Genomic DNA, 24413 nt, shown 5'->3' with positions numbered 1-24413 from the left:
CACCTATGCCTGCAGGTAGCATTCTCGTTGCCGACGACGATACGGCCATCCGCACGGTCCTAAACCAGGCGCTGTCACGCGCCGGCTATGAGGTGCGGCTGACCGGCAACGCCGCCACGCTGTGGCGCTGGGTGAGCCAGGGCGAGGGCGATCTCGTCATCACCGACGTGGTGATGCCGGACGAGAACGCGTTCGACCTGCTGCCGCGGATCAAGAAGATGCGGCCGAACCTGCCGGTCATCGTGATGAGCGCGCAGAACACCTTCATGACCGCCATCAAGGCGTCGGAGCGCGGCGCCTATGAGTATCTGCCGAAGCCGTTCGACCTGAAGGAGCTGATTGCGATCGTCGGCCGTGCCTTGGCCGAGCCGAAGGAGCGTGCGGCGAGCCAGCCCGACGACGGCGAGTTCGAATCGATCCCTCTGGTCGGCCGCTCGCCGGCGATGCAGGACATCTACCGCGTGCTGGCGCGACTGATGCAGACCGACCTCACGGTGATGATCTCCGGCGAGAGCGGCACCGGCAAGGAGCTGGTGGCGCGCGCGCTGCACGATTACGGCAAGCGCCGCAACGGCCCGTTCGTTGCGGTCAACATGGCGGCGATCCCGCGCGACCTGATCGAGTCGGAACTGTTCGGGCACGAGCGCGGCGCCTTCACTGGCGCCAACACCCGAGCGTCCGGCCGTTTCGAGCAGGCCGAGGGCGGCACGCTGTTCCTGGACGAGATCGGCGACATGCCGATGGAGGCGCAGACGCGGCTCTTACGCGTGCTGCAGCAGGGCGAGTACACCACCGTCGGCGGCCGCACCCCGATCAAGACCGACGTGCGCATCGTCGCCGCCTCCAACAAGGACCTGCGCATCCTGATCCAGCAGGGGCTGTTCCGCGAGGATCTGTTCTTCCGCCTCAACGTCGTGCCGCTGCGGCTGCCTCCCTTGCGCGAGCGCATCGAGGACCTGCCGGACCTCGTCCGCCACTTCTTCGCGCTGGCCGAGAAGGACGGGCTGCCGCCGAAGAAGCTCGATGCTGCGGCGCTGGAGCGGCTCAAGCAGCACCGCTGGCCGGGCAACGTCCGCGAGCTGGAGAATCTCGCCCGGCGTTTGGCCGCGCTGTATCCGCAGGACGTGATCACTGCCTCGGTGATCGATGGCGAGCTGGCGCCGCCGGCAGTCACGACCGGCTCGAACACGCCGACCTCGATCGACAATCTCGGTGGCGCCGTGGAGGCCTATCTGTCGTCGCACTTCCAGGGGTTTCCCAACGGCGTGCCGCCGCCGGGGCTGTACCACCGCATTCTCAAGGAGATCGAGATTCCGCTGCTGACGGCAGCGCTGGCGGCGACCCGCGGCAACCAGATCCGCGCGGCCGATCTGCTCGGCCTCAACCGCAACACGCTGCGGAAGAAGATTCGCGACCTCGACATTCAGGTGTACCGCAGCGGCGCTTGATGGTGATTTGATACCTTTCCGGCGGGCTCAGGCCCGCCTCAGGTGAGAATTAATGTAGACAAATCCGCGACGCGCTCCGGCGCCGCGGATTTGTCGCAATTTGGCAACAGCGTGGTAGGAATGCATCAGTCCGATTCCCGGACATGCCGCGTTCAGCATCACCCACCTTGCCGGAATGACCAGCGCAGAGACCTCGGCCACCCCCTTCGATTCGTCGTCCACCGACGGCCGGCGCTGGACCTGGCGCACCTGGCTGGCGCCGGTGGCGGTGGCGCTCGCGCTGCTGTCGGCCTTCCTGACCTTCATCGTGCTGGTCGGGTTGACCCCGGTCGAGCCGACGACGGACGTCGTCAAGACCTTCTACCTGATCGACGCCGGAACGATCTTGGTCCTGGTCGGGATCATCATCCGCGAGGTCTGGCAGGTGGTGCAGGCCCGCCGGCGCGGCCGGGCGGCGGCGCGGCTGCACGTGCAGATCGTCAGCCTGTTCTCGGTGATCGCGGTATTGCCGGCGGTGCTGGTCGCCGTGGCGGCCAACGTCACCATCGATCGCGGCCTCGACCGGCTGTTCTCCGGACCGGCCAAGGTCGCGATCCAGAACTCGCTGACCATCGCGCGCGCCTACATGCAGGAGCACGCGCAATTCATCCGCGGTGACATCATCGGCATGGCGACCGACATCGCACGCGCGCGGCCGCTGTTCGACCAGGACCGCGCCAGCTTCCGCGAGCTGCTCACCACCAGCGCCGCCTCGCGCAACCTGCCGGGCGCGATGATCATCGACAAGAACACCAACCCGATCGTCTGGGCCGAGACCGGCGGGGTGCAACTGGCCTATTCGCCGCCGGCGCCGGAGTTCCTGAACAATGTCCGGGAGGAGGAGCCCGAGATCGCGGTCCTGCCGGAATCGAACTACGTCGCCGCGGTGATCCGGCTGCGCGCGTTCAACGACACCTTCCTCTACGTCGCGCGCCCGCTCGATCCGCAGGTCGTCGAGCAGCTCAAGCAGACCGAGCTGTCGGTCGCCGAATACGCCCAGGTCGAAGCGCGGCGCTTCGGCATCCAGATCGCCTTCGCGCTGATGTTCGCGGTGATCGCGCTGACCATCCTGATGGCCTCGGTGCTGATCGGGCTGAACTTCGCCAACTGGCTGGTGGCGCCGATCCGGCAATTGATGAATGCCGCGAACACCGTCTCGACCGGCGATCTCAACGTCCAGGTCCCGGTGCATCGCTCGGAGGGCGATCTCGCCCAGCTCGGCCAGACCTTCAACAAGATGACGCAGGAGCTGCGCACGCAGCGCGACGAGCTGGTCAGCGCCAGCGAGCTGATCGACAGCCGGCGCCGCTTCATCGAGGCGGTGCTGTCGTCGGCCTCCGCCGGCATCATCGGCGTCGATGCCTCGGGCAGCGTCGGCATCCTCAACCGCTCGGCCGAGAAGCTGATTGGACATGCCGAGCAGGAGGTGCTGGATCATCCGCTCTCCGACGTGCTGCCCGAGCTCGACGACATGATGAAGACGGCGCGCGAGGGCAAGCAGCGGCTGGTGCAGGGGCAGATCACGATCCAGCGCGACGGCCACGAGCGCAATCTGTCGGTTCGCGTCACCGCCGAGCAGACCAACCAGGCGCGCGACAGCTACATCATCACGCTGGACGACATCACCGAGCTGGTCTCGGCGCAGCGCACGTCCGCCTGGGGCGACGTCGCGCGCCGCATTGCGCACGAGATCAAGAATCCGCTGACGCCGATTCAACTCTCGGCTGAGCGCATCCGCCGCAAATTCGGCAAGGTCATCACCGAGGACAAGGCGGTATTTGAGCAATGTACCGAGACGATCGTGCGGCAGGTCGACGACATCAGGCGAATGGTCGACGAGTTCTCGCGATTCGCGCGGATGCCGAAGCCGGTGATGGAAGGCGAGGACGTCGCCGACACCGTGCGGCAGGCCGTGTTCCTGATGAAGGTCGCGCATCCCGAGATCGACATCGAGACCGAGATCAAGCAGGACCCGTTGCGCGCGCAGTTCGACCGCCGCCTGATCTCGCAGGCGCTGACCAACATCATCAAGAACGCCACCGAGGCGATCGAGGTGGTGCCCGAGGCGGAGCTCGGCAAGGGCCGAATCGATGTCGTCGCCTCGCGCGAGGGTGAGGACGTGCTGATCGACGTCATCGACAACGGCATCGGTCTGCCGAAGGTGGCGCGGCAGCGGCTGCTCGAGCCCTACGTCACGACGCGCGCCAAGGGCACCGGCCTCGGGCTCGCCATCGTCGGCCGCGTGCTGGAAGACCATGGCGGCAAGCTCGAGCTGAAGGACGCGTCCGATTTCCGTCCCGGCCAGCGCGGCGCCTGGATGCGGCTGCGCTTTGCCGTCTCCGGCCAGGCCGCGAAGACGGGAGCGAAGGAGCAGGCGGGGGTGTCTGACAATGCGCAGAAGACCGAGGCCGGCGGCGAAACCGCTGACACGGTTCAAACGACCAATGATGAACCAAAAATCCAGGCCGCAACCGGCAGCTGACGAGACAGGCGTGACCCATGGCGAGTGATATTCTGATTGTCGACGATGAAGCCGATATCCGGGAGCTGGTCGCCGGCATCCTGGATGACGAAGGCTTCACGACGCGAACCGCGCGCGACAGCGATTCGGCGCTCGCGGAGATCACGAGCCGCCGTCCCAACCTGGTGTTCCTGGACATCTGGCTGCAGGGCTCCAAGCTCGACGGTCTGCAGCTCCTCGAGCAGATCAAGAAGGACCATCCCGACCTTCCGGTCGTGATGATCTCCGGCCACGGCAACATCGAAACGGCGGTCGCCGCGATCAAGCGCGGCGCCTATGACTTCATCGAGAAGCCGTTCAAGTCCGACCGCCTGATTCTGGTTGCCACGCGTGCGCTCGAGAATTCCCGGCTGAAGCGCGAGGTTCGTGAGCTCAAGCAGCTGGCGCCGACCGCGAGCAGCATGACCGGCCGCTCGCCATCGATGAACCAGTTGCGCCAGACCATCGAGCGCGCCGCCAAGGCCAACAGCCGCATCCTGATCGTCGGCCCGCCGGGCTCGGGCAAGGAGCTTGCCGCGCGTTCGCTGCACGCTCAGTCGCCGCGCTCCGAGGGCCCGTTCGTTGTCATCAACGCCGCCGCGATCACGCCGGAGCGGATGGAGGAGGAGCTGTTCGGCATCGAGCAGTCCAATGGCGAGCAGGCGCGCAAGACCGGCGCGCTCGAGGAGGCCCACGGCGGCACGCTGTTCGTCGACGAGATCGCCGACATGCCGCGCGAGACGCAGAACAAGATCCTGCGCGTGCTGGTCGACCAGACATTCCAGCGCGCCGGCGGCACCACCAAGGTGCACGTCGACGTGCGCATCATCTCCTCGACCGCACGGAATCTCGAGGAGGAGATTGCCGCCGGGCGTTTCCGCGAGGACCTCTATCACCGTCTGTCGGTGGTGCCGATCCGGGTTCCGCCGCTGTCGGAGCGCCGCGAGGACATTCCCGAGCTGATCGACTATTTCATGGAGCAGATTTCGGCCACGACCGGCCTGCCAAAGCGCCAGATCGGCCAGGACGCCATGGCCGTGCTGCAGTCGCATGTGTGGCCCGGCAACGTCCGTCAGCTTCGCAACAACGTCGAGCGTGTCATGATTCTGGCGGCCGGTGGACCGGAGGTGATCATCACCGCCGACATGCTGCCGCCGGATGTGGGATCGATGGTGCCGGCGATGCCGACCAGCAACAATGGCGAGCACATCATGGGCCTGCCGCTGCGCGAGGCACGCGAGGTGTTCGAGCGCGACTATCTGATCGCCCAGATCAGCCGCTTCTCGGGCAACATCTCGCGCACGGCCGAGTTCGTGGGCATGGAGCGGTCGGCCCTGCATCGCAAGCTGAAGGCGCTCGGCGTCGGCTGAGGCTCCAGCTCGGCCAAACCTGCCGACTGGACGAATTTACATTGGAAAATTCGTCCATTTCCGGAATTTTACGGATGAATCCGGCTCTTTTGGAACCGGCTTCCTTGCAAGCGGCTTGCCTAATATGCTCGCCTGTCTTCTAATCCGGCATCCCGTGGTCCCTTGAGGGGGATCTCAATGGACCATGGGCCACCTCGATGAATCCGGGGCCTGCGATCGGGACATCGAAGGTTCAATAAGAAAAAGCACAAGACTGCGAGACAATAACAATGGCGGCAGACCGCGCACAAAACCTACAAGACACCTTTCTAAACCATGTCCGCAAAACCAAGACGCCGCTCACGATCTTCCTGGTCAATGGCGTGAAGCTGCAGGGGATTGTCACATGGTTCGACAATTTCTGCCTGCTGCTCCGGCGTGACGGTCACTCGCAGCTCGTCTACAAGCATGCGATCTCCACCATCATGCCAGGCGCGCCGATCCAGTTGTTCGAAGGCGGCGAGGACGCGTCTGCGTGAGTGTGACCTGACGTGAGAGTGACCTGATTGGAACCCCGCGATCGCGAAGGGACCATCGGCCTGTCGAGGCCGGATGACAATAAGGGGACCGGGCTCGTCATCGTGGTCGGCCCCTACTTGCGAGCGCGCCGCGGCGACGATGGCGCGCAAGCAGGCCAATCCGACATGCGTGATTTCGAGGCGCGGATCGACGAGGCGGCGGGCCTCGCGCGGGCCATCGACCTGACCGTGGCCGAGGCCATTCTCACGCCGATCGGGCAGATCCGCCCCGCGACCTATCTCGGCAAGGGCAAGGTCGAAGAGATTGCCGGCGTGATCGCCGGCCATGGCGTCGAGCTGGTGGTGATGGATTGCGCGCTCTCGCCGATCCAGCAGCGAAACCTCGAGAAGGCCTGGAACACCAAGGTGCTCGACCGCACCGGCTTGATCCTGGAGATCTTCGGCCGCCGCGCCAAGACGAAGGAGGGTGCGCTGCAGGTCGAGCTCGCGCATCTCAACTATCAGCGCAGCCGTCTGGTGCGGTCCTGGACCCATCTCGAGCGCCAGCGCGGCGGTTTCGGCTTCATGGGCGGTCCCGGCGAGACCCAGATCGAGGCCGACCGCCGGCTGATCGGCGACCGCATCACGCGGCTCGAGAACGAGCTGAAGAAGGTCCAGGCGACGCGGCGGCTGCATCGCGCCGGCCGCCAACGCGTGCCGTATCGCGTCGTGGCGCTGGTCGGCTACACCAATGCCGGCAAGTCGACGCTGTTCAATCGCCTGACGCGCGCCGACGTCCAGGCCGCCGACATGCTGTTCGCGACGCTCGATCCGACCTTGCGCGCGATCACGCTGCCGCATGGCGGCAAGGCGATGCTGTCGGACACCGTGGGCTTCATCTCCAACCTGCCGACGCAGCTCGTCGCCGCCTTCCGCGCCACGCTCGAGGAGGTGCTGGAGGCCGACGTGATCCTGCACGTCCGCGACATGTCGCACGAGGATGCCGAGGCGCAGCAGCACGATGTCGAACTGGTGCTCAGCCAGCTCGGCATCGATCCCGAGGCCACCGACACCATCATCGAGGTCTGGAACAAGATCGATCGCCTCGACGAGGCGGCGTGCGAGAACCTCGCCAACATCGCCGCACGGCGGCCACCGGAGCGCCCGTGCCTGCTGGTCTCGGCCCAGACTGGGGAGGGCGTCGACGCGCTCCTGCAGACGATCGAGGACCGGCTCGCGGCGGCGCGGACGACGCTCGATCTCACCATCGATGCGGCCGACGGCGCCGGCATCTCCTGGCTGCATCGCAACGCCGAAGTGCTGGCCAAGGAGCTGCACGAGGGCCACTACGACATGACCGTGCGCGTCGATGCCACCAAGCGCGACATCGTGGTCGAGCGCTATCACGGCGTGCCCCGCGTGGCGTGAGCCGCGCGCGACGTCGTTTGCCTCTCGTGCAGGATGACATGCATCGCTGCGCCTATCCATCGGGCTACAAGGGCGTGATGTCGACGTGCAGCACCGCGGCGCGCCCGCCGTCGAGGGCGGCGAGGCAGCGCTCGATCGCCGCATCGAGCTTGTCGGGATCCTCGACCCGCTCGCCATGGGCGCCGAATGCGCAGGCGATGTCGGCGAGACGACGCTGCTCGCCCTGGCGCCCGGTGCTGAGCCTAGAGAGGAAGGAGTCCGTGCGCTGTGCGGCGCCGTCCGGATAGACGCGCTGCACCGATGCCTTCACCGCCTGCCATCCGTTGTTGTCGAGGATCACGGTCAGGATCGGGAGCTGGCACTGCTGCGATAAGGCGTAGACGGAGTCCGGCGCGGCGAAATGATAGGCGCCGTCGCCGACGATCTGCACCACGCGCGCTGAGGGATTGGCGAGCTTGAGTCCGAGCGCCATGCCGCCGCTGAAGCCGAGGCCGCCGCCGGCCAGGCCCACATAGGTCATCGGCTTGGTGCGGCGAAGCTGCTGTTGCAGGATTGGCGCGTTGCGGACCGCCTCGTTGAGGACGATGTCGTCCTCCGACAGCAGCGCCTGCAACCGCGCAAACAAATAGGCCGGGTTGATCGCTCCGATCCGGCCCTTCTGTGCCGCCGCGGATATCCGTTTCGCCTGCGCGGCCTCGCGTGCCGGCTGCCAGCTCGCGATCCGGTCGCGCACTCTCGTGAGATAGGCGTCGTCGCCACGGGCAACGATGATCTCCAGCACCTGACGAAGAATGACGGCCGAATCGCCCTGAATACGGAGGTCGGTGGCAAATCCCCACATCGGGATGTCCGCCTTCAGGGCGTCGATATCGATCTGGATCCAGCGCAGCCGATCGGCGGCCTTCAGCATCTGCGGAATGAATGGCACGTCGATGTCGATGAGCAGCCCGAGATCGGCGCCGGCGACCAGCGCGGCCGGGTCGGAGCCGGCAAAGCAAGGGGAGTCCTGGCAGATGTTCATCGTGACGGGGTTGAACTCCGCGACACGGATTCCGCAGACCAGCGCCAGCCGCTCCAGCACAGAGACGGCCTCGGCGCTGCGTCCGAGATAAGCGGTCAGCGCGATCGGATTCTCCGCCTTCATCAGCGCGTCCGCGATGGCACGCGCGCGCTCCGGCTCGATCCCTCCCGCCTTGACGCTGCCATGGCGCGCGGGCGGGCAGGCCGGCATCGCCGCCTCGTCCCAGGTCTCGGCGAGGGTCTCGCGCGGCAGCATCATGTAGACCGGGCCGGGCGGATCGCTGTGCATGAACGCGGCAGCGCGGGCGACCGCCTCCTTGACGACGACACCCGACGGCAGCGTGTATTCCCATTTGACATAAGGACGCACGATGCTGCCCTGATCGAAACTCTCCTGCACGAAGTGGACGTAGGTGTCACGTCCTCCCGGCAGCTCGCCATGCATCGCGAACGGAGCCCGCCCTGCAAACAGCAGCACCGGCAGCCGGTAGCGAAAGGCGTTCTGAATCGCCATGCACGCATTCGCCGTGCCGGCATCGACATGGACGAACACGGCCTGGCCGCGGCCGGTCGCGCTCGCATAGCCCATTGCCATGTGCACCGCGACCACCTCGTGGGGACACAGGATCACCTCGGGGTGCCGTCGACCTTCGCTGTCCCAGCGTGCAAGCTCCTCGATCAGCGAGACATGATCGGTGCCGAGATTGGCGAAGATGTAGTCGATGCCGATATCGACGAGCGCCTCGAGGAAGTAATGCGCGGTGGTGTGGCGGGTCATGGCGCGATGACACGAGTCAGGGCGACGACGGCATCGTCACGGCGCATGCTCTGACTTGCCTGTCCACGCAGGCGACCGACCAGGTCGTTGGGCTCGAGCGGTGCGGCCAAGCCGCGCCAGGCAATGTGCGAGTCCGGCCGCAGCACGAGCAGGCTGTCCGGGAAGCCATAGCCGGCCTTTGCGCGCTCGACGTCGACGAGCGTCAAGGGAACGCCCTGGCGGGCCGCGGCGTCGACCAGTGGCATGACATCGACGGCCGGATCGAACCGCACCAGCGTGTAAGCCGGGCCAAGCGCATCCAGCAGCGATCGGCCATCGGCCAGCCAGACGTGCGGCGCGCGTGCGCCGGGCACTGTGGACGCGCTGAAATGGCCCATGCCGTAGGGCGGCGGCGTCTCGCCATCGTATGAGATCGCCGGAGACCGGTCGTAGTAATAGCCGAAATTCAAGCCGGCGCAGCAATATTGCTGCACGTTGAGATCATAGGCGGCCTTGCCGACCTTGCTGCGCGCCGCGTCGCCGACGGGGCCATCGATCTCCACCTCCGCAGGCACGGCGCGTCTCTGGCTCATCACCGCGAGCGCGTGGTTCATCGCGAAGTGCGACACCTGCTCGGTGATCGGCTGCCGCTCCGCTTCGTAGGCGTCGAGCAGGGCAGGGGTGGCCCAGCCGTGGAGGACGCCGGCAAGCATCCAGCACAGGTCGACCGCATCGGCGATCCCTGCATTCATGCCGTAGCCGGCATAGGGGATCCACAGATGCGCCGCATCACCGCAGATGAAGGCGCGGCGATCGCGGAAGCGATCCGCCACCAGGCGACGTCCGATCCAGTCCTCCTTGCTGATGATCTCATACTGGAAACGGTCGTCGACACCGAGAATGGTGCGCAGTGCCCAATCGCGATCGACACTGTCGAACTCGAGCTCCTCGGCCGCGAGGTGGTTGTGGATCAGCCAGTTGTCGCGGCCGTCGATGGAGACGGTGGTGCCGCAGCGCCGCGGGTTGAGCGACATCGTCATCCAGGCCAGCTTCTGGGTGATCAGCTCCTTCAGCGCAGGAGCGTGGATGTAGGTCGACTGCACCCGCTGCACGACATCGGTGCCGCTGAGCCGTGAGCCGATGAGCTTGCGCACCGTGGAGCGGCCACCGTCGCAGCCAATCAGATAGTCGGCTGAGATGGTGATGTCCCGGCCGGCGTCGAGATCGCGCGCCCGCGCGATCACGCCGTTTTCATCCTGGTCGAACCGATCGACCTGGACGCGGTTGAGAATCGTGATGCCGCGTTGCGCCTCTGCGCAAGCGAACAGGATCGGCTCGAGATAGATCTGATTGATGCGATGGGGCGGCTCGGGCGTCGGCCAATCGGTGTCCGGCCCACCGGTTGCCGTGTAGCGGTCCTGGCGGCATGGGATCGGGATGCGCGTCAGCTCGCGGCCGACGACGGCGGTGCGATAGGCGCAGTCGTTTGGAAAATCAGCCGGCAGGCCGCCTTCGCGCACCTCGCGGACGATGCCGAGGCGGCGGAACACCTCCATCGAGCGCGCGGAGACGTGGTTGCATTTCACGTTGGGCGGCTCTCCGGCGCGCCTGATCTCCGCGACCACGACGTCGATGCCGCGCGAGGCGAGATCCATGGCGGCGGTCAGTCCGACCGGGCCGGCGCCCACGATGAGCACCTGGGTTCGTATCGTCTTCATGTCGGTTCTCTTGCTTTGATCTACGCGCGCTCGGGCGTGGAGAGCGCACTGCGTTGCGCATCGTCGGCGCTCGGAAGACTGCCGCGCATGCCGAGGACAGCGAGGCCGAGGATCACCAGCGCCGAGAACAGTTGCGGTACCGCGCTGGCCTGAAACAGCGAGGAGACGTCCCATTTCGCCGCGAGCATCAACCCGCCGATCGTGACGCCGAGGATCGAGCCGAAGCGGCCGATGCCCAGTGCCCAGCCGATGCCGGTGCCGCGGATGTAGGTCGGATAGATGCGCGCCGCGTAGGCGTTGCAGCCGATCTGTCCGCCGATCACCGCGACGCCGGCAATGAAGACGGCCGGCACGAGAAACGGCAACGAGGCTCCCGCGATACCGATGGTGATGATCGAGAGGAAGCCGGCAACGTAGGTCGCGAACAGGACGCGATCGAAGCCGAACTTTTCGATCAGCAGGCCGAGCCCGACGGTGCCGAGCATGCCGCCGAGCTGGAAGGCGATGCCGACGGCGATCGCCGCCTGGACGTCGAGCCCGACACCATGTGTGAGCGTCGGCAGCCAGCTGTTGAGGAAATAGATGTCCATCATGTTCATGAAGAACATGACCCACAGCAGCAAGGTCGGCAGCAGACGCCGCTTGGTGAACAGCTGTGGCAGCAGAAAGCCCTTGCCGCTCTCCTCGATGATCGTAAAGCGCGCGTCGGCGGGGAGGCGGTCCGACGGATCGATCCGCGTCAGCAGCGCGCGCACGCGATCATTCTTGCTGTCGTCGAGGGCCAGCAGCGAGAGCGATTCCGGCAGCCAGATAATGAGGACGGGACAGAGGATGAGCGGCAGAATGCCGCCGATGAGAAAGATGATCTGCCAGCCATAGGCGGTGATGAGCTTGGCCGCGACCGCTCCCCCGATCGCCGATCCCAGCGACACCGTCATGAACATCAGCATGATCAACAGGGTCCTGCGACGCTGCGGCGAATATTCGCCGGTCAGAGCGATCGTGTTGGGCAGGACGCCGCCGAGCCCGAGGCCGGTGAGGAACCGAATGATGACGAGGTCGGATACGCTCGTGGCCTGGGTGGTCGCCAGCGATCCAAGCGCGAACACGAGAACGCCGGCGACGACGAGCCATTTGCGCCCGAGATAGTCGGCCAGCGCGCCGAACACCAGCGAGCCGATCATCACGCCGAACAGGGACGCACCGAACACGGGTCCCAACGCGCCCGGCGCCAGATGCAGGTCCTTGCTGAGGGCAGGGGCGACGAAGCCGAGCGCCTGGGCATCGAAGCCGTCGAGCCCGACGACCAGCGCGCACAGGCAGATCACCCTGATCTGGAATCCCGACAGCGGCCGCTCGTCGACGTAGCGCGTGAGATTGATCGCTTGCGTCAAATGTCCCTCCCCATGTGCTTGTTGTTGCCTGGCCGCTTCACCGCAGCCGCCGGCTGTTTGCAAATATGTTGCATGATCAAACTCTTTCGATTAGCCACAAAATTCTCATTCATTCATGAGGAAAGCTAATGCCCCCGACCTTGCGGCAATTGGAGGCCCTGGTCCTGGTGTATCGGCTCGGCAGCATCACCAAGGCGGCCGCCGAGCTGCGCGTCACGCAGTCGGCGATCAGCCTGCTGATCCGGCAGATCGAGGAGAACTTTCAGCTCAAGCTGTTCGATCGCACGACGCGGGCGCTGCACCCGACGGCGGCCTGCCGCGAGGCGATCACCGCGGCGGAACGCATCCTGGCGGGGACGCAGGGGCTGTCGCAGCGGATGCGCGACCTGGCCGAGATCAAAGCCGGCCGAATTTCCATCGCGGTCTCAGCGGGCGTCGCGTCGGCGCTGCTTCCACGCGTGTTTGCGACGTTTCGATCGCGCCATCCCGAGGTGCGCATCGATCTGCGTGATGTCGCGCCCGACGAGCTGCTCGCGATCGTGATGGCCGGGCATGCGGAGTTCGGCCTCGGCAGCGTGGAGGACGAGGGCGTACCAGAGGTCAGGATCGAGACGCTGATGCAAAGTCCGCTCTCGGCGATCGGCATCAAGGACGGGCGGTTCGAGAAGCACCGCCGTCTGACGTGGGACGGCATCATGAGCTCCGACCTGATCACGATGCGTCACGGCACGCGCATCCGCCGCCAGATCGACGAGGCGCTGGCGGAGACCGGGCGGTCGCTGAAGCCTGCCTGGGAAGTGTCGCTGATCACGACCGCGCTGGCGCTCACGGCGGAGGGCGCCGGCATCAGCATCCTACCCGCGCACATGCTGCCCAAGGTACAATTTCCGACCTTGGCCGCGATCCCGCTGTCGCAGCCGACGATTCATCGGCACGTCTCGCTGCTGAGCCGCGCCGACTTTGGATTGTCGCCGGCCGCCCAGCGCTTCGTCGAGATCGCAAGGGCCGAGCTGTCGCGCAAGGGCGGCTGATCACGACCTCGGAGCCGGGGACGCTACTTCTCCAGCCGCTTCGCCTCGTTCCACAATTCGTCCATCTCGTCGAGCGACGCTTCTTCGAGTGTGCGGCCCTTCGCCGTCAACGCCTGTTCGATGTGCGCGAAACGGCGCTCGAACTTGGCGTTGGTGCCGCGCAATGCGGTCTCCGGATCAACCTCGGCGTGGCGGGCAAGATTGACCAGCGCGAACAGGAGATCGCCGGTCTCTTCGGTCAGCTCGGTCGCATCCTTGTTGTCGAGCGCGGCCTCGATCTCGTCGGCCTCCTCGCGGATCTTCTGCAACACCGCGCGCGGATCGTTCCAATCGAAGCCGACGGTCGCGGCCTTGTGCTGCAGCTCCATGGCGCGGACCAGCGCCGGCTGTCCGGCCTTGATGCCTGATAGCAGCGAGGACTTGCTCGTCTGCGCCTCGGGCGGCCGCCGCGCGGCGCGCTCGGCCTTCTCCTCGGCCTTGATGCGGTCCCAGGTGCCTTTGGTCGGCTGGGTGACGTTGCCGTCCTTGTCCGGGAACACATGCGGATGGCGGCGGATCATCTTCTTCGTGATGCCCTCGACGACGTCGCCGAATGCAAACGCGCCTTGTTCTTCTGCAATGCGGGCGTGATAGACCACCTGCAGCAGGAGATCGCCGAGCTCCTCGCGCAGATCGTCGAGATCGTCGCGCGTGATCGCGTCCGCCACCTCATAGGCTTCCTCGATGGTGTAGGGTGCGATGGTCCGGAACGTCTGCTCGACATCCCACGGGCAGCCGGTGACCGGCGTGCGCAGCGCCGCCATGATCTCGATCAGGCGTGAGATGTCGCGGGAGGGGATCATGGGCAGGTCCTGACAGCATCGTTCGATCGGGTCCTGTATGCCCCAAGCCGCGCGCGGCTCCCAGCGAAAAGGGCGACTGCACGGGATGCGCCCGGCGGGTTGGCCCGACCCGTCGATGATGCTAAGCGGGAGCCATGAGTGAGCAGGACACGACGGCCCTGGTGCTGTTCTCGGGCGGGCAGGATTCCACGACGTGCCTCGCCTGGGCGCTCGAGCGCTTCGCGCGCGTCGAGACGATCGGTTTCGCCTACGGCCAGCGCCATGCGATCGAGCTCGCCTGCCGCGACCGGCTGGTCGAGGGCATCGCGCGCCTGCGCCCCGACTGGGCAGCCAAGCTCGGTGACAGCCATACGCTGGAAATTCCAACGCTGGCTGCGATCTCCGAGACCGCGCTGACGCGCGACGTCGCGATCGAGATGGGCGCCGACGGCCTGCCCAACACCTTCGTGCCGGGCCGCAACTTGGTGTTCCTGACCTTTGCGGCGGCGCTCGCCTATCGCCGCGGCATCCGCCACATCGTCGGCGGCATGTGCGAGACGGACTATTCGGGCTATCCGGACTGCCGCGACGAGACCATCAAGGCGCTGCAGAATGCGCTGAGCCTGGGCATGGCGCGCGCGTTCGAGCTGCACACGCCGCTGATGTGGCTGTCGAAGGCCGCGACCTGGCAGCTGGCGCATGACCTCGGCGGCGCCGGCCTCGTCGACCTGATCCGCGACCAGTCGCACACCTGCTATCTCGGCGAGCGCGGCGCGCGGCACGACTGGGGGCATGGCTGCGGGCAGTGTCCCGCCTGCGAGCTGCGCGCCAGGGGGTGGCGCGAATACATCGCGGCGGGCGGGCCATCCTGAATCGGAAGCGGGGCCCTCGGGCCCCGCGGAGAGTGCGCGACAGACGAGCGCTCAGGCGGCCTCGTTGTCCGAGGGCTCACGCTGGCTGACGATGACGAGATCCGCATCGGCGAGGTCGTGGCCGTCATCGGCCTCATTGGCTGCAGCGGATGCCGCCTGCGCGACGAGGCGCGCGGTGATGTCGTCCTTGCCGTCCTTGCCGCTCTTCTCCCAGGCAGGCGCGTTGAGCACGACGATGTCGTCGTCGTGGGCGGCACCGTCGTGATCGGCGGGCACGATCGACGGCGACTTCACTGGGGTGTCGACGATACGCAGGGTGGGGGCCTCGGCTTCGACCGGCTCCGCTGCGGCTGCGGCCGGTTCGTCCTCGGCCATTTCTGCCTGCTCCGGCTCGGGGTGCGCGGCCTCCTCGGCGGGGGCATCGGTGTCGGCGCTCTCAGCGCGGACCACAGCCTCGGCGGCTTCGGCGGGCTGTTCGGCGGCCGCGGCAAGGCCCTCCTTGGCCGGCGCATCATCATGCGGCGCGAGGCCGAGATGCTGCGAGATCTCCTTGATCACGCGGTCGATCGCCACCAGCACGCGATACTCCGGGATCGAGGCCATATGCTGCTCGAACCGGTTGCGCGCATATTGCAGCGAATCGATCACGTCGGTGGCGATGGAGGAGCCCGACGCCTCGGTGCCGTGCAGGGCTCCCGCAGCCTTCTCGGTCGAGCTCTCGATCAGCAGGAAGGCCTCGTATTGCGGAATCGATTTGAGCTTCTCGTGATAGTCCTGACGCACGCCGGCGAGCGTGTCGACGATGGTGGCGAACTCTGGCGCGGGCATTTCGACGTCCCCCTCAACTTCAGCAAAGAAGATGCGCGGGACGCTACGGACGCACTGATGAACGTTCAATTTCGAACGAATACCGCTGTTCGCGGCATGAATAGCCGGCCGTTAAGACCGGACCATCAAAAGCAGGATCGTCCGCACACCGGGCATTAAGCATCCGCCAGACGCGCGCGCGAAGGGCTCAGCCGACAAAATCCTCGGGCCTTAGCTCGATCGGCTTGCCATGCGGGGTGCGATCGGCAGCGTGATCCCAGGCATTGCGGTAACGCGTCAGCGCGTCGGCGGAGGTGACGCCCTTCTCGGCGACGAGCCGCTCGAGCGTCGCGAGCCAGTGCCGGTAATATGTATCGCCGCAATCGGGATCGCCAGACGCTTGCGCGCGCGAAATCTCCTCGGCGAGCGCAGCCGCCCATTCGGGCCAGGTGAAGAGGCCGCGGGCGTGCAGCGTGACGGCCATCGCGAAGGCGTGGGCTTCCCACGGCTCGCGAAACACGGGCCCGCTGTCGTCGACGGGAATGCCGGGCAGGGCGCGCGTCGCCGCGGCTGCAGCCTCGCGGTCGGGTGTCATCGGGCCGGCTCCAGATAGGGCTCGAAGGCGTCGACCGTGACCTCCAGCAGCGGATCGGGCGCATCGGCCCACAGCTCGGCGCCGCTGAACGACACCGTGTAGAGCCATTGCGGGTCTTCGCCGCCGCCATGGGCGTTGCTGTCCGGAAACACGTGCACGCCTCTGACCGCCTCGACGCGGCCGAGATGGCCGCGCACGTAGCGCGGCAGCCGCGTATGCGTCGTCGGATGGATGTCCTTGGCGCGGACGCGGTCGCCGACCGCGAACAGCGCCGGCTTCGTCGCCGCGCGCTCGGTCGGGCCGCCGCGACGCAAGGTCGGCGCGACGGCATCGGCGGTGAGGATCTTGGCGACGGGCTTGGCCGGATGCAGCACCTTGCCGGCGACGATCTCATCGGCGTCGACCAGATGCCGCTCCTGCATCAGCCGTTCGATGCCCGCGAGCCAGATCTGGTAGTAGCTCATGCCGAGGTAGTCGTCCGGCGGACGGTTCTCGCGCGCGAAGCGCGACATGTCGATGTTCCAGCCGCCGGGCGTCGCCATCGCCAGCGTCATGGCAAAGGCGCGACGCTCCCATTCGGCGTGGAACACCGGCTCGTTCGGCTCGGGGCGGACCGGACCAAAGCCGGCCACGCCGCCCATGTCATGCGCACCATCCATCAGCGGCCAACCTCGTGCGGTTGCTTCGGCAGGCCGGTGCCGATCATGCTGTCGCGCGTGACGAGCGCGGCGAGCTGATCCTCGCTCCAGCCATCGGTCCCGGCGGGACGGATCGGCAGCACGAAGTAGCGGACCTCGGCCGTCGAATCCCACACCCGGATCTTCGTCGTCGGCGGCAGCTCGAAGCCGAAATCCTTCAGGACGCCGCGCGGGTCCTTCACCGCCTTGGCGCGATAGGGCGCCGATTTGTACCAGACCGGCGGCAGGCCGAGCACGGGCCACGGATAGCAGGAGCACAGCGTGCACACGACCATGTTGTGCAGATCGGGCGTGTTCTCGACCGCCACGATGTGCTCGCCCTGGCGGCCGGCATAGCCGAGCTCGCCGATCGCCGGCGTGGCGTCGGCAAGAAGGCGCGCTCGATAGGCCGGATCGGTCCAGGCCCGCGCCACGACCTGCGCGCCGTTGCGGGGACCGACCTTGCTCTCATAGGTCTCGATGAGCACGTCGAGCGCGGCGGGGTCGATATACCCCTTCTCGGTCAGGATGCTTTCGAGCGCGCGGACGCGCAGATCGGTCTCGGACAGGTCCGAGTGATCGTGCGGATGGTCGTGATGGTGATCGTGATCCGTCATGACTCAACCATAGGCGTAATCGGGCACCGCTGTCGAGCCGGGGCCACTACGAACCCACGGTGCGAGCAGTCGCGTTTCACTGCCGCCGCAGCCGTGCGGCGGTCACAATGCCGAGCGCGGCGTCATCGGTCATTGACGCGCCGATTCCGGACGCAGATGTGATCGGGGCCGCTCCATTGCCGCCACCTCGGGCGGTTCAAATCGGAGCCCAGATATGGTTCGTAGTGCTTTCGCCGTTCCGATCGGGCACGATAGCAACAGAGGTTTGAGGTTCATCAATGCCGAACGACGTTTCCCGCCGTGATCTTGCGAAGCTGGCCGGGCTGGCCGCCCTCGGGGCGGCCAATGGCCCGGCGCAAGCGGAGGAGGGCGCGGTGAAGGAGGACATCGGGCGGCGGTTTCCCGCAGATTTCGTGTGGGGGACGGCGACGTCGTCGTACCAGATCGAGGGCGGGGCTACGGCCGATGGCCGCGGGCCGTCGATCTGGGACGTGTTCACGCATTTGCAGGGCAACATCGAGGACGGCAGCACTGGCGACGTCGCCTGTGATCACTACAACCGCTACAAGGACGACGTGCGGCTGATCAAGGAGCTCGGCTGCCGGGCCTATCGGTTCTCGATCGCCTGGCCCCGGCTGTTTCCCGACGGCGGGCTGACGCCCAATCCGAAGGGCCTCGACTTCTACAACCGGCTCGTCGACGAGCTCCTGGCGAACGGCATCACGCCGTACGCAACGCTGTATCATTGGGATCTGCCGCAGGCGCTGCAGGACCGTGTCGGCGGCTGGCTCTCGGCCGACACGGCCAAGGCCTTTGCGCATTATGCGGGCTACGTCGCGCAGCATCTCGGCGACCGTGCCAAGACCATCTTCACCATCAACGAATGCGGCCGCTTCGTCCCGTTCGGCTATGGCCTCGGCGTCGACGCGCCCGGGCTGAAGCTGCCGCAGCAGCAGGTCAACCAGGCGCGCCATCACGTGGCGCTGGCGCACGGTCTCGCCGTCCAGGCCATCCGGGCCGGCGGACGCACCGGCATGCGCGTCGGCATGGCCGAGAACATCACGGCCTGCCTGCCGGCGATCGACACGCCGGAGAACATCCGCGCCGCCGAGATCGCGACGCGCGAATTGAATGCCGGCTTCCTCAACGTCATCCTCGAGGGGCGCTACACGGAGGGTTTCCTGGCGTGGTCCGGCAAGGATGCGCCGAAATTCACCGCCGACGAACTGAAGATCATTTCGGCGCCGGTCGATTTCGTCGGCCTCAACATCTACGCGCCGCAAGCCTATGTCGTCGCGTCGGACCGCGCGGCCGGATTCGACGTGCTGCCGATGCCGTCCTCGTTCCCGCACATGAGCTCACCCTGGCTGCTGGTCGGTCCGGAGACGGCCTATTGGGTGCCGAAGCTCGCCGCCAAGATCTGGAATCTCCAGACCATCTACATCACCGAGAACGGCACCTCCTCGAACGACAAGCTGACCGCCGATGGCAAGGTCCACGACCTCGACCGCGTGATGTATCTGCGCAACTATCTCGCCCAGCTGCAGCGCGCTACGTCCGAGGGCGTGCCCGTGAAGGGCTACTTCCTGTGGAGCCTGCTGGACAATTTCGAGTGGGTGTTCGGCTACAAGCAGCGCTTCGGCATCTATCACGTCGACTTCGACACCCAGGTGCGCACGCCCAAGCTCAGCGCGTCGTACTACCATCACGTGATCAGCCGCAACGCCGTGAGCGCGTGAAGCGCCGCGACGCCACCCGGGGTCCAGCCGGACGCAGTCCGCGCCATTCAGGCGGCCAATGTGCCGTCGGCATCCGGCGCATTGAGTGTCGGCACGCCGGCCTTCACGCCGCGATTGCAAATTCATGATGCGGAAAGCACACCTTGTGCGACTCTTTTGCGCGCATGCCGTTTTCGTGGCGAAAGCTGGCTGCAGATGACGTAAACCGGCAATCTGCCGGCCCCTCAAGCGAGTTTTCCAGCATGCAAGTTTCCGTTGTTTGTCCGCCAGCCGTCCGCGCCGGCGTTCTGTTCTGCGTCCTCGGAGTGATCGCTGGCTCCAGCGCCTGGGCTCAGGGAGCCGCGAACGATGCGGCCAAGCCCGCCACGGAGCAGTCTGCCGCGCCAACGGCCGACAGGCCCGCAGAGTCCGAGCCGAAACCCGCGGTCGCTGAAACCAGGCCCGCCGAGCAGCCCTCGGATGCCGCCGGCAAGCCTGCGGCCGAGCTTGAGAAGACGGCCGAGAAGCCCGGCGAGCCAGCCGCTGCGGACGCCAAGCCCGTTCAGGCCACAGACAGCGCGAGCCAGCCGCCGGCGGACAAGGTATCGACTGAAAAAGCCGCGACGGATGCTGCGGCCGAGAGCAAGCCGGCCGAGGCCAAATCCGAGACCAAGGTCGAACCGAACTCCGGCACCGACGTCGGCCAGAAGCCGGCCGTGACCGAGTCGAAACCGGCAGAGCCCACTCTGGCCGTTCAGCCCGCTGCCGTCGCCAAGGACGCGCCCGCATCGGAGAAGGTCGAGGAGAAGGCCGCCGAGAGCAAGCCCGCGGCCACGCCGGAGAAGGCGGCTGCGAAGCAGAACACCGCAACCACGTCAGCCAAGCCCGAACGGCACGGCCAAGCGCATCAACATGCCGAGGACGACGCCAAGCGCGAGCACCGCGCCCGCAAGCCCAAGAGCGAACCGAAGAGCGACATGAAGCGGGAGGCGAAGAGGCGGGGTGTGAACTGCAAGAGCTTCCGCACCTATGACGCGGAGAAGGGCACCTATCGGGGCTACGACGGGCGCGTTCACACCTGCTCGTAAGGACCGATCGGCGAGTGCGCTCATCGGCGGCGGCCAAGACCGCCACCGATCGCCGCTGCCGATCACACCATCAACGCGGCATCGGCGGCTGAATGCCCGAGGTGTTGCGGGTAAAGAGTGTCCCGAACGTCGAGCCCTGCGGCTGCGCCGGCTGCGGACGGGCCATTCCCGTCGTGGTCCGCTGCTGCGGCGTCACGATGATCTGCTGGGGCGGTCCCGGGGGGACCGCAGTGCCGCGTGCCTGCACCGCCTGGTTCGTCATCCGCGACACCAGTCGCATCAGCTGATCCTGGCCGGCCTGCAGTTGCTCGATGGCGCGGGTGTGATCGCGGCTGGCCTGATCCTGCGTCGACTTGATCTGCTCGATGCCCTGCTGCAGCTCGGCGATGTCGCGCGCCATCCTCTGCATCAACGTTCCCGGCTCACGGGCGCCGGTGGTGTCTTCCGCTCCCCTCAGCGAGGCATTCGACATCATGGCATCCTCGCTGCCCTGCTGGACCGACGCCTCATCCTGCGACGCTTCGCTGGCGCCCGGCATCCAGCGGTCCATCAGCGAGGTGCCGGCGTCGCGCTGCGACCAGGCGACCGAGCCACCGACCAGCACGACCAGCAGAGCGAGACCAACGGCGTTGCGCCCGCGCAGCTTGCCGAGCGGCGCCTTCATCCGCGCCCAGCGGCGGGTCCCGCTGCCTGTCGCCTCGCTCGTGCTCGCCGCAGCAGCATCCGCCGCCACACCCGGCTTCTCGATCGCCGCGAGCCGCGTATCGATCCGGGTCAGCACCTCGCGCAGCACCCGCCGGTACAGTTGATCGTAGCTTGCCTTCTCGGGCTTCTCCGGGGCGAGGCCGATCTCGCTCTGATCAATCTGTTGCACGTTCTGTGTGGACTGCATTGCTGATCCCCAAACCCTTTAGCCCGCCGCCGACGCCGCTGTTCTCTTTGAATTTTCAAACGTGACTCGACCCGCCGCTTTGGCCGAAAGCAAGACAGCGTCGTGACGAGGAGGGGGCCTTTTCGGACCATCTCTCCCTCGGCGCAGCGCCAGCAGATCGCTTCGAGAGGCCCGAATCCGCCTTTGGTTGCGCACCGCCGAGCCTTCGAGGTACTATCCGACCGATGTTTTTGGGGATTGGGGCCGGTGCAAAGCTTGATTGTCATTGCGCGCGCAGTGGTGTGCGCAGCGTTCGTAGTCCTTACCGCTCACGTGCAGGCCGCGCCAGCGGATGAGGCCACGCGCAAGGCTGAATTGATGGCGGCCTGGCAGGCGGCGAGCCAGGCGGGCACCGACGGACCAAGCGACATCGTGCTGATCGATCAGGGCACGCTGAAGCTGCCGGCCGACTACTTCTACGTGCCGAAGAGCGAAGGCCTGCGGGTCCTACGCGCGCTCGGCAACGTCGTCAACGACGCGACCTTCGTCGGGCTGGTCGTCGGCAGACGCCAGAACGACGATTGGATGGTGGTCATCAAGCACATCAAGGACGGCTACATCAAAGACGACGACGCCAAGAACTGGAACGCGGACGATCTCCTGAGCAACCTTCGCGCCGGCGCCGAGGAGGCGAACAAGGACCGTGCGGCGCGCGGATTTCCGGAAATGGCCGTCGTCGGCTGGGTCGAGCCGCCGGCCTACGATGCCACGACGCATCGTCTCGTCTGGTCGCTGCTCGCGAAGGAGAAGGGCCAGCCCGACGATGCGCCGAAGAACGTCAACTACAACACCTACGCGCTCGGGCGTGACGGCTATTTCAGCCTGAACCTCCTGTCCGGCTCGGAGCGGATCGCGGGGGACAAGGCGGTGGCGCACGAACTGCTGTCCGATCTCTCCTACAATGCCGGCAAGCGCTATGAGGATTTCAGCGCGAGCACGGATCGGATCGCCGAATATGGATTGCTTGCGCTGGTCGGCGGCGTTGCCGCGAAGAAGCTCGGGCTGCTGGCGCTGGCCGGTGCGTTCGTCCTGAAGTTCGCCAAGATCATCATCTTCGCCGTCGTCGGCGCCGCGGCTGCGGTCATGAACTTCTTGCGCCGCAAGCGGCGCGGCGACAACGCGGGCGGGCCGGCGTGAAGGCTCTCCTGCTGATCCTGTTCTCCGGCCTGAAATGGGGGAAGCTCGCCATGAGCGGCGGCACGATGCTGCTGTCGCTGGTCGTCTATGCCGGCATCTGGGGCTGGCGCTATGCGGCCGGCTTCATTGCGCTCCTGTTTGCCCATGAGATGGGACACTACATCGCCGCACGCCAGCGCGGCCTCGACGTCGGGGCTCCCGCCTTCATCCCGTTCGTTGGCGCTTGGATCGCGCTCAAGGAGCAGCCGGTCGACGTCGAGACGGAAGCCTATGTGGCACTCGCCGGTCCGCTGGTCGGGACCGCCGCCGCGCTTGCGGTCTATCTGTGGGCGCGATCGGACGACAGCAATCTGCTGCTTGCGATCGCCTATTCCGGTCTGTTCCTCAACCTGTTCAACCTGCTGCCGATCTCGCCGCTGGACGGCGGCCGCGTCACCAGCGTGCTGAGTCCGCGCATCTGGCTGCTTGGCGTTCCCATGCTGCTGACCTTGATGCTCTATCGGCCGAGCCCGATGCTGATCATCATCGCCATCCTCGCAGCCCCGCAACTGATGAAGGCCTGGCGCTACGATCCCGGCGCGCCCGAGAACGTCGCCTATTACGGCACGACGCTGCAGACCAAGCTCGAATATGCCGGGACCTATCTCGCGCTGGCGGCGCTCCTCGCCGTCATGACCTACGACGTGCACGAGATGCTTGGGCACTTGCGTCAGCTTGGCTGAGTGCTGTTGAGGTCGCCGCTTCAGTTGAGAAGCTTCATGTAGGTCAAGGCGCCGCCTCGTCGTGAGGACATGGGCCTTCCTCAGCTTGGGAATATCCGCTGCTGCAATGCAGCGGATAGGCACCCAGCCAACGGTGCAGTGGAAGAGCCAGCAGGTGCCGATTCCGATGTTCGGCATCTCCTCGCAGGCGACCAACTCGACCTTCTGGAAGGACACCAACGGCGCCGTCGAGGGCGTCATGTACAATGCCGTGTCGGGACCGGGCGTCGCGGTGACGCCGAAGACGCTGCCGTTCGTGGAGGCCTATCAGAAGAAGTTCGGAAACTTCCCGTCCTATGCCGGCTACACCTCCTATGACGAGCGTGTCGGCGCTGGTCGACCGCGTGCTCGCGATGTATCTCGGCGAGAAGATCGCCGAGGGCAGGGCGACCGAGGTGATGCAGGACGAGACCGTGCGCCGCGTCTATCTCGGCGGCGCGCTGGTCTCGTCCGCGCGGCCCGAAGCGAGCTTCAAGGACGTCACGCCGGCACTGCAGGTCGACAATGTCGGCGTGCTCTACGGCAAGGCGCAAGCGCTACAGGACGTCTCGCTGCACGTCCACGAGGGCGAGTTCGTCTCGGTCGTCGGCCTCAACGGCGCCGGCAAGACGACGCTGTTCAACGCGATCTCGGGACTGGTGCCGTATTCGGGCGAGGTGAAGTGGGCAGGGCGCAGCCTTGCCGGCGGCACGGCGGCGCAGATCGCGCGATCCGGCATCGTGCAGTGTCCGGAAACGCGCGAATTGTTCGGCGACATGAGCGTGCGCGAAAATCTCGAGCTCGGCGGCAATGCGCTGCCCGACACCGAGCGTGCCGAGCGGCTCGAATGGCTGTTCGGGCTGTTTCCGATCCTCAAGTCGCGGCAGCCGCAGCTGGCGCGCACGCTGTCCGGCGGCGAGCAGCAGATGCTGGCGATCGCGCGCGCGCTGATGATGAAGCCGAAGAGCTCCTGATCCTCGACGAGCCGACGCTCGGACTTGCGCCGGTCATCCTGGAAACCTTGTCGAAGGCGCTCGATCGACTGCGCGAGACCACCAAGATCACGGTGCTGCTCGGCGAACAGAACGTCACCTTCGCGCTCCCGCACGCCGACCGCGTCTACGTGCTGGATCATGCCAAGATCGTCTGGGAAGGCCCGCCGGATCGGTTCGAGGCCGAAGCCGCGGCGAACTACCTGTGAGGGACAG

At 66.4% G+C, this 24413-nt stretch carries 21 protein-coding genes and 2 pseudogenes; 13 read left to right on the top strand and 10 right to left on the bottom strand.

What is annotated here, in order from left to right; translation table 11 throughout:
- The first annotated feature begins 5 nt into the window (after nt 1–5).
- The 5 genes from ntrC to hflX all read left to right on the top strand — a co-directional run bounded on the left by ntrC (nt 6) and on the right by hflX (nt 7282).
- Nucleotides 6–1448: a nitrogen regulation protein NR(I) gene (ntrC, locus tag QX135_RS04125; protein WP_315711890.1), complete on the top strand. Its 1443-nt coding sequence runs from the start codon at nt 6–8 to the stop codon at nt 1446–1448.
- Between the two features lie 175 nt (nt 1449–1623).
- A complete protein-coding gene (locus tag QX135_RS04120; protein ID WP_316178200.1) occupies nt 1624–3969 on the top strand; it encodes a PAS domain-containing sensor histidine kinase in 2346 nt (781 codons plus the stop codon).
- Nucleotides 3970–3986: 17 nt separating this feature from the next.
- Nucleotides 3987–5357, top strand: a complete 1371-nt coding sequence (locus tag QX135_RS04115) for a sigma-54 dependent transcriptional regulator (RefSeq protein ID WP_315711893.1) — start codon at nt 3987–3989, stop codon at nt 5355–5357.
- Between the two features lie 269 nt (nt 5358–5626).
- Nucleotides 5627–5875: an RNA chaperone Hfq gene (gene hfq / locus QX135_RS04110; RefSeq protein WP_006613906.1), complete on the top strand. Its 249-nt coding sequence runs from the start codon at nt 5627–5629 to the stop codon at nt 5873–5875.
- A 27-nt stretch (nt 5876–5902) separates the two neighbouring features.
- Nucleotides 5903–7282: a GTPase HflX gene (gene hflX, locus QX135_RS04105; protein WP_316178201.1), complete on the top strand. Its 1380-nt coding sequence runs from the start codon at nt 5903–5905 to the stop codon at nt 7280–7282.
- A 64-nt stretch (nt 7283–7346) separates the two neighbouring features.
- On the opposite strand, the gene QX135_RS04100 is transcribed toward hflX, so the two are convergent.
- The 3 genes from QX135_RS04100 to QX135_RS04090 are packed head-to-tail and all read right to left on the bottom strand — an operon-like array spanning nt 7347 to nt 12171.
- A complete protein-coding gene (locus tag QX135_RS04100) occupies nt 7347–9080 on the bottom strand; it encodes a thiamine pyrophosphate-requiring protein (protein ID WP_316178203.1) in 1734 nt (577 codons plus the stop codon).
- Nucleotides 9077–10777: an FAD-dependent oxidoreductase gene (locus tag QX135_RS04095; RefSeq protein ID WP_316178205.1), complete on the bottom strand. Its 1701-nt coding sequence runs from the start codon at nt 10775–10777 to the stop codon at nt 9077–9079. Before QX135_RS04095 ends, QX135_RS04100 begins: the two co-directional genes overlap by 4 nt.
- Before the next feature lie 20 nt (nt 10778–10797).
- Complete coding sequence (locus QX135_RS04090) at nt 10798–12171, bottom strand: MFS transporter (RefSeq protein WP_316178206.1); 1374 nt, start codon at nt 12169–12171, stop codon at nt 10798–10800.
- 128 nt (nt 12172–12299) lie between these two features.
- Here QX135_RS04090 and QX135_RS04085 point away from each other — a divergent pair, with 128 nt between their 5' ends.
- The gene (locus tag QX135_RS04085; protein WP_316178208.1) at nt 12300–13202 is read left to right on the top strand and encodes a LysR family transcriptional regulator; all 903 of its coding nucleotides are present in this window, start codon (nt 12300–12302) and stop codon (nt 13200–13202) included.
- A 23-nt stretch (nt 13203–13225) separates the two neighbouring features.
- Here QX135_RS04085 and mazG read toward each other — a convergent pair whose 3' ends face one another.
- Nucleotides 13226–14044, bottom strand: coding sequence for a nucleoside triphosphate pyrophosphohydrolase (gene mazG / locus QX135_RS04080; protein WP_316178210.1), 819 nt, complete (start codon nt 14042–14044; stop codon nt 13226–13228).
- A gap of 134 nt (nt 14045–14178) precedes the next feature.
- Between mazG and queC the strand changes: the two genes are divergently transcribed.
- Complete coding sequence (gene queC, locus QX135_RS04075; protein WP_316178212.1) at nt 14179–14895, top strand: 7-cyano-7-deazaguanine synthase QueC; 717 nt, start codon at nt 14179–14181, stop codon at nt 14893–14895.
- 51 nt (nt 14896–14946) lie between these two features.
- Here queC and QX135_RS04070 read toward each other — a convergent pair whose 3' ends face one another.
- From QX135_RS04070 to nthA, 4 genes are all read right to left on the bottom strand, one after another.
- Complete coding sequence (locus QX135_RS04070) at nt 14947–15723, bottom strand: hypothetical protein (RefSeq protein WP_316178214.1); 777 nt, start codon at nt 15721–15723, stop codon at nt 14947–14949.
- A gap of 187 nt (nt 15724–15910) precedes the next feature.
- A complete protein-coding gene (locus QX135_RS04065) occupies nt 15911–16297 on the bottom strand; it encodes a nitrile hydratase accessory protein (RefSeq protein ID WP_315738002.1) in 387 nt (128 codons plus the stop codon).
- The gene (gene nthB, locus QX135_RS04060) at nt 16294–16956 is read right to left on the bottom strand and encodes a nitrile hydratase subunit beta (protein ID WP_315779952.1); all 663 of its coding nucleotides are present in this window, start codon (nt 16954–16956) and stop codon (nt 16294–16296) included. Before nthB ends, QX135_RS04065 begins: the two co-directional genes overlap by 4 nt.
- Nucleotides 16956–17591, bottom strand: coding sequence for a nitrile hydratase subunit alpha (gene nthA, locus QX135_RS04055; protein WP_315774787.1), 636 nt, complete (start codon nt 17589–17591; stop codon nt 16956–16958). The genes nthB and nthA overlap by 1 nt, the downstream gene beginning before the upstream one ends.
- 278 nt (nt 17592–17869) lie before the next feature.
- On the opposite strand from nthA, the gene QX135_RS04050 reads away from it, so the two are divergent.
- The gene (locus QX135_RS04050; RefSeq protein WP_316233954.1) at nt 17870–19330 is read left to right on the top strand and encodes a GH1 family beta-glucosidase; all 1461 of its coding nucleotides are present in this window, start codon (nt 17870–17872) and stop codon (nt 19328–19330) included.
- 103 nt (nt 19331–19433) lie between these two features.
- Here QX135_RS04050 and QX135_RS04045 read toward each other — a convergent pair whose 3' ends face one another.
- Entirely contained in the window at nt 19434–19574 is a 141-nt protein-coding gene (locus QX135_RS04045; protein WP_315737998.1) for a hypothetical protein, read from the bottom strand.
- Between QX135_RS04045 and QX135_RS04040 the strand changes: the two genes are divergently transcribed.
- Nucleotides 19573–20397 (top strand): hypothetical protein, encoded by an 825-nt coding sequence (locus tag QX135_RS04040; RefSeq protein ID WP_316233953.1) that lies wholly within the window; start codon nt 19573–19575, stop codon nt 20395–20397. The genes QX135_RS04045 and QX135_RS04040 overlap by 2 nt on opposite strands.
- Nucleotides 20398–20467: 70 nt before the next feature.
- On the opposite strand, the gene QX135_RS04035 is transcribed toward QX135_RS04040, so the two are convergent.
- Entirely contained in the window at nt 20468–21289 is an 822-nt protein-coding gene (locus QX135_RS04035) for a hypothetical protein (RefSeq protein WP_316233952.1), read from the bottom strand.
- A 357-nt stretch (nt 21290–21646) separates the two neighbouring features.
- Here QX135_RS04035 and QX135_RS04030 point away from each other — a divergent pair, with 357 nt between their 5' ends.
- From QX135_RS04030 to QX135_RS04015, 4 genes and pseudogenes are all read left to right on the top strand, one after another.
- Nucleotides 21647–22465 carry a DUF2167 domain-containing protein gene (locus QX135_RS04030; RefSeq protein WP_315770709.1) on the top strand — a complete coding sequence of 273 codons (819 nt, stop codon included), beginning with the start codon at nt 21647–21649 and terminating at the stop codon, nt 22463–22465.
- Nucleotides 22462–23187 carry a site-2 protease family protein gene (locus QX135_RS04025; RefSeq protein ID WP_315770706.1) on the top strand — a complete coding sequence of 242 codons (726 nt, stop codon included), beginning with the start codon at nt 22462–22464 and terminating at the stop codon, nt 23185–23187. Before QX135_RS04030 ends, QX135_RS04025 begins: the two co-directional genes overlap by 4 nt.
- Before the next feature lie 115 nt (nt 23188–23302).
- Nucleotides 23303–23548: pseudogene (locus QX135_RS04020) on the top strand (ABC transporter substrate-binding protein); the annotation flags it as partial.
- Nucleotides 23547–24406, top strand: a pseudogene (locus tag QX135_RS04015) (ATP-binding cassette domain-containing protein); the annotation flags it as partial. The pseudogenes QX135_RS04020 and QX135_RS04015, both read left to right, overlap by 2 nt.
- Between the last annotated feature and the right edge of the window lie 7 nt (nt 24407–24413).

It is taken from the genome of Bradyrhizobium sp. SZCCHNR1098, from assembly GCF_032489375.1.
Taxonomy (GTDB): Bacteria; Pseudomonadota; Alphaproteobacteria; order Rhizobiales; family Xanthobacteraceae; genus Bradyrhizobium.
Note: the sequence above shows the minus strand (reverse complement) of the source record. Positions and strands in the feature narration are given on the sequence as shown.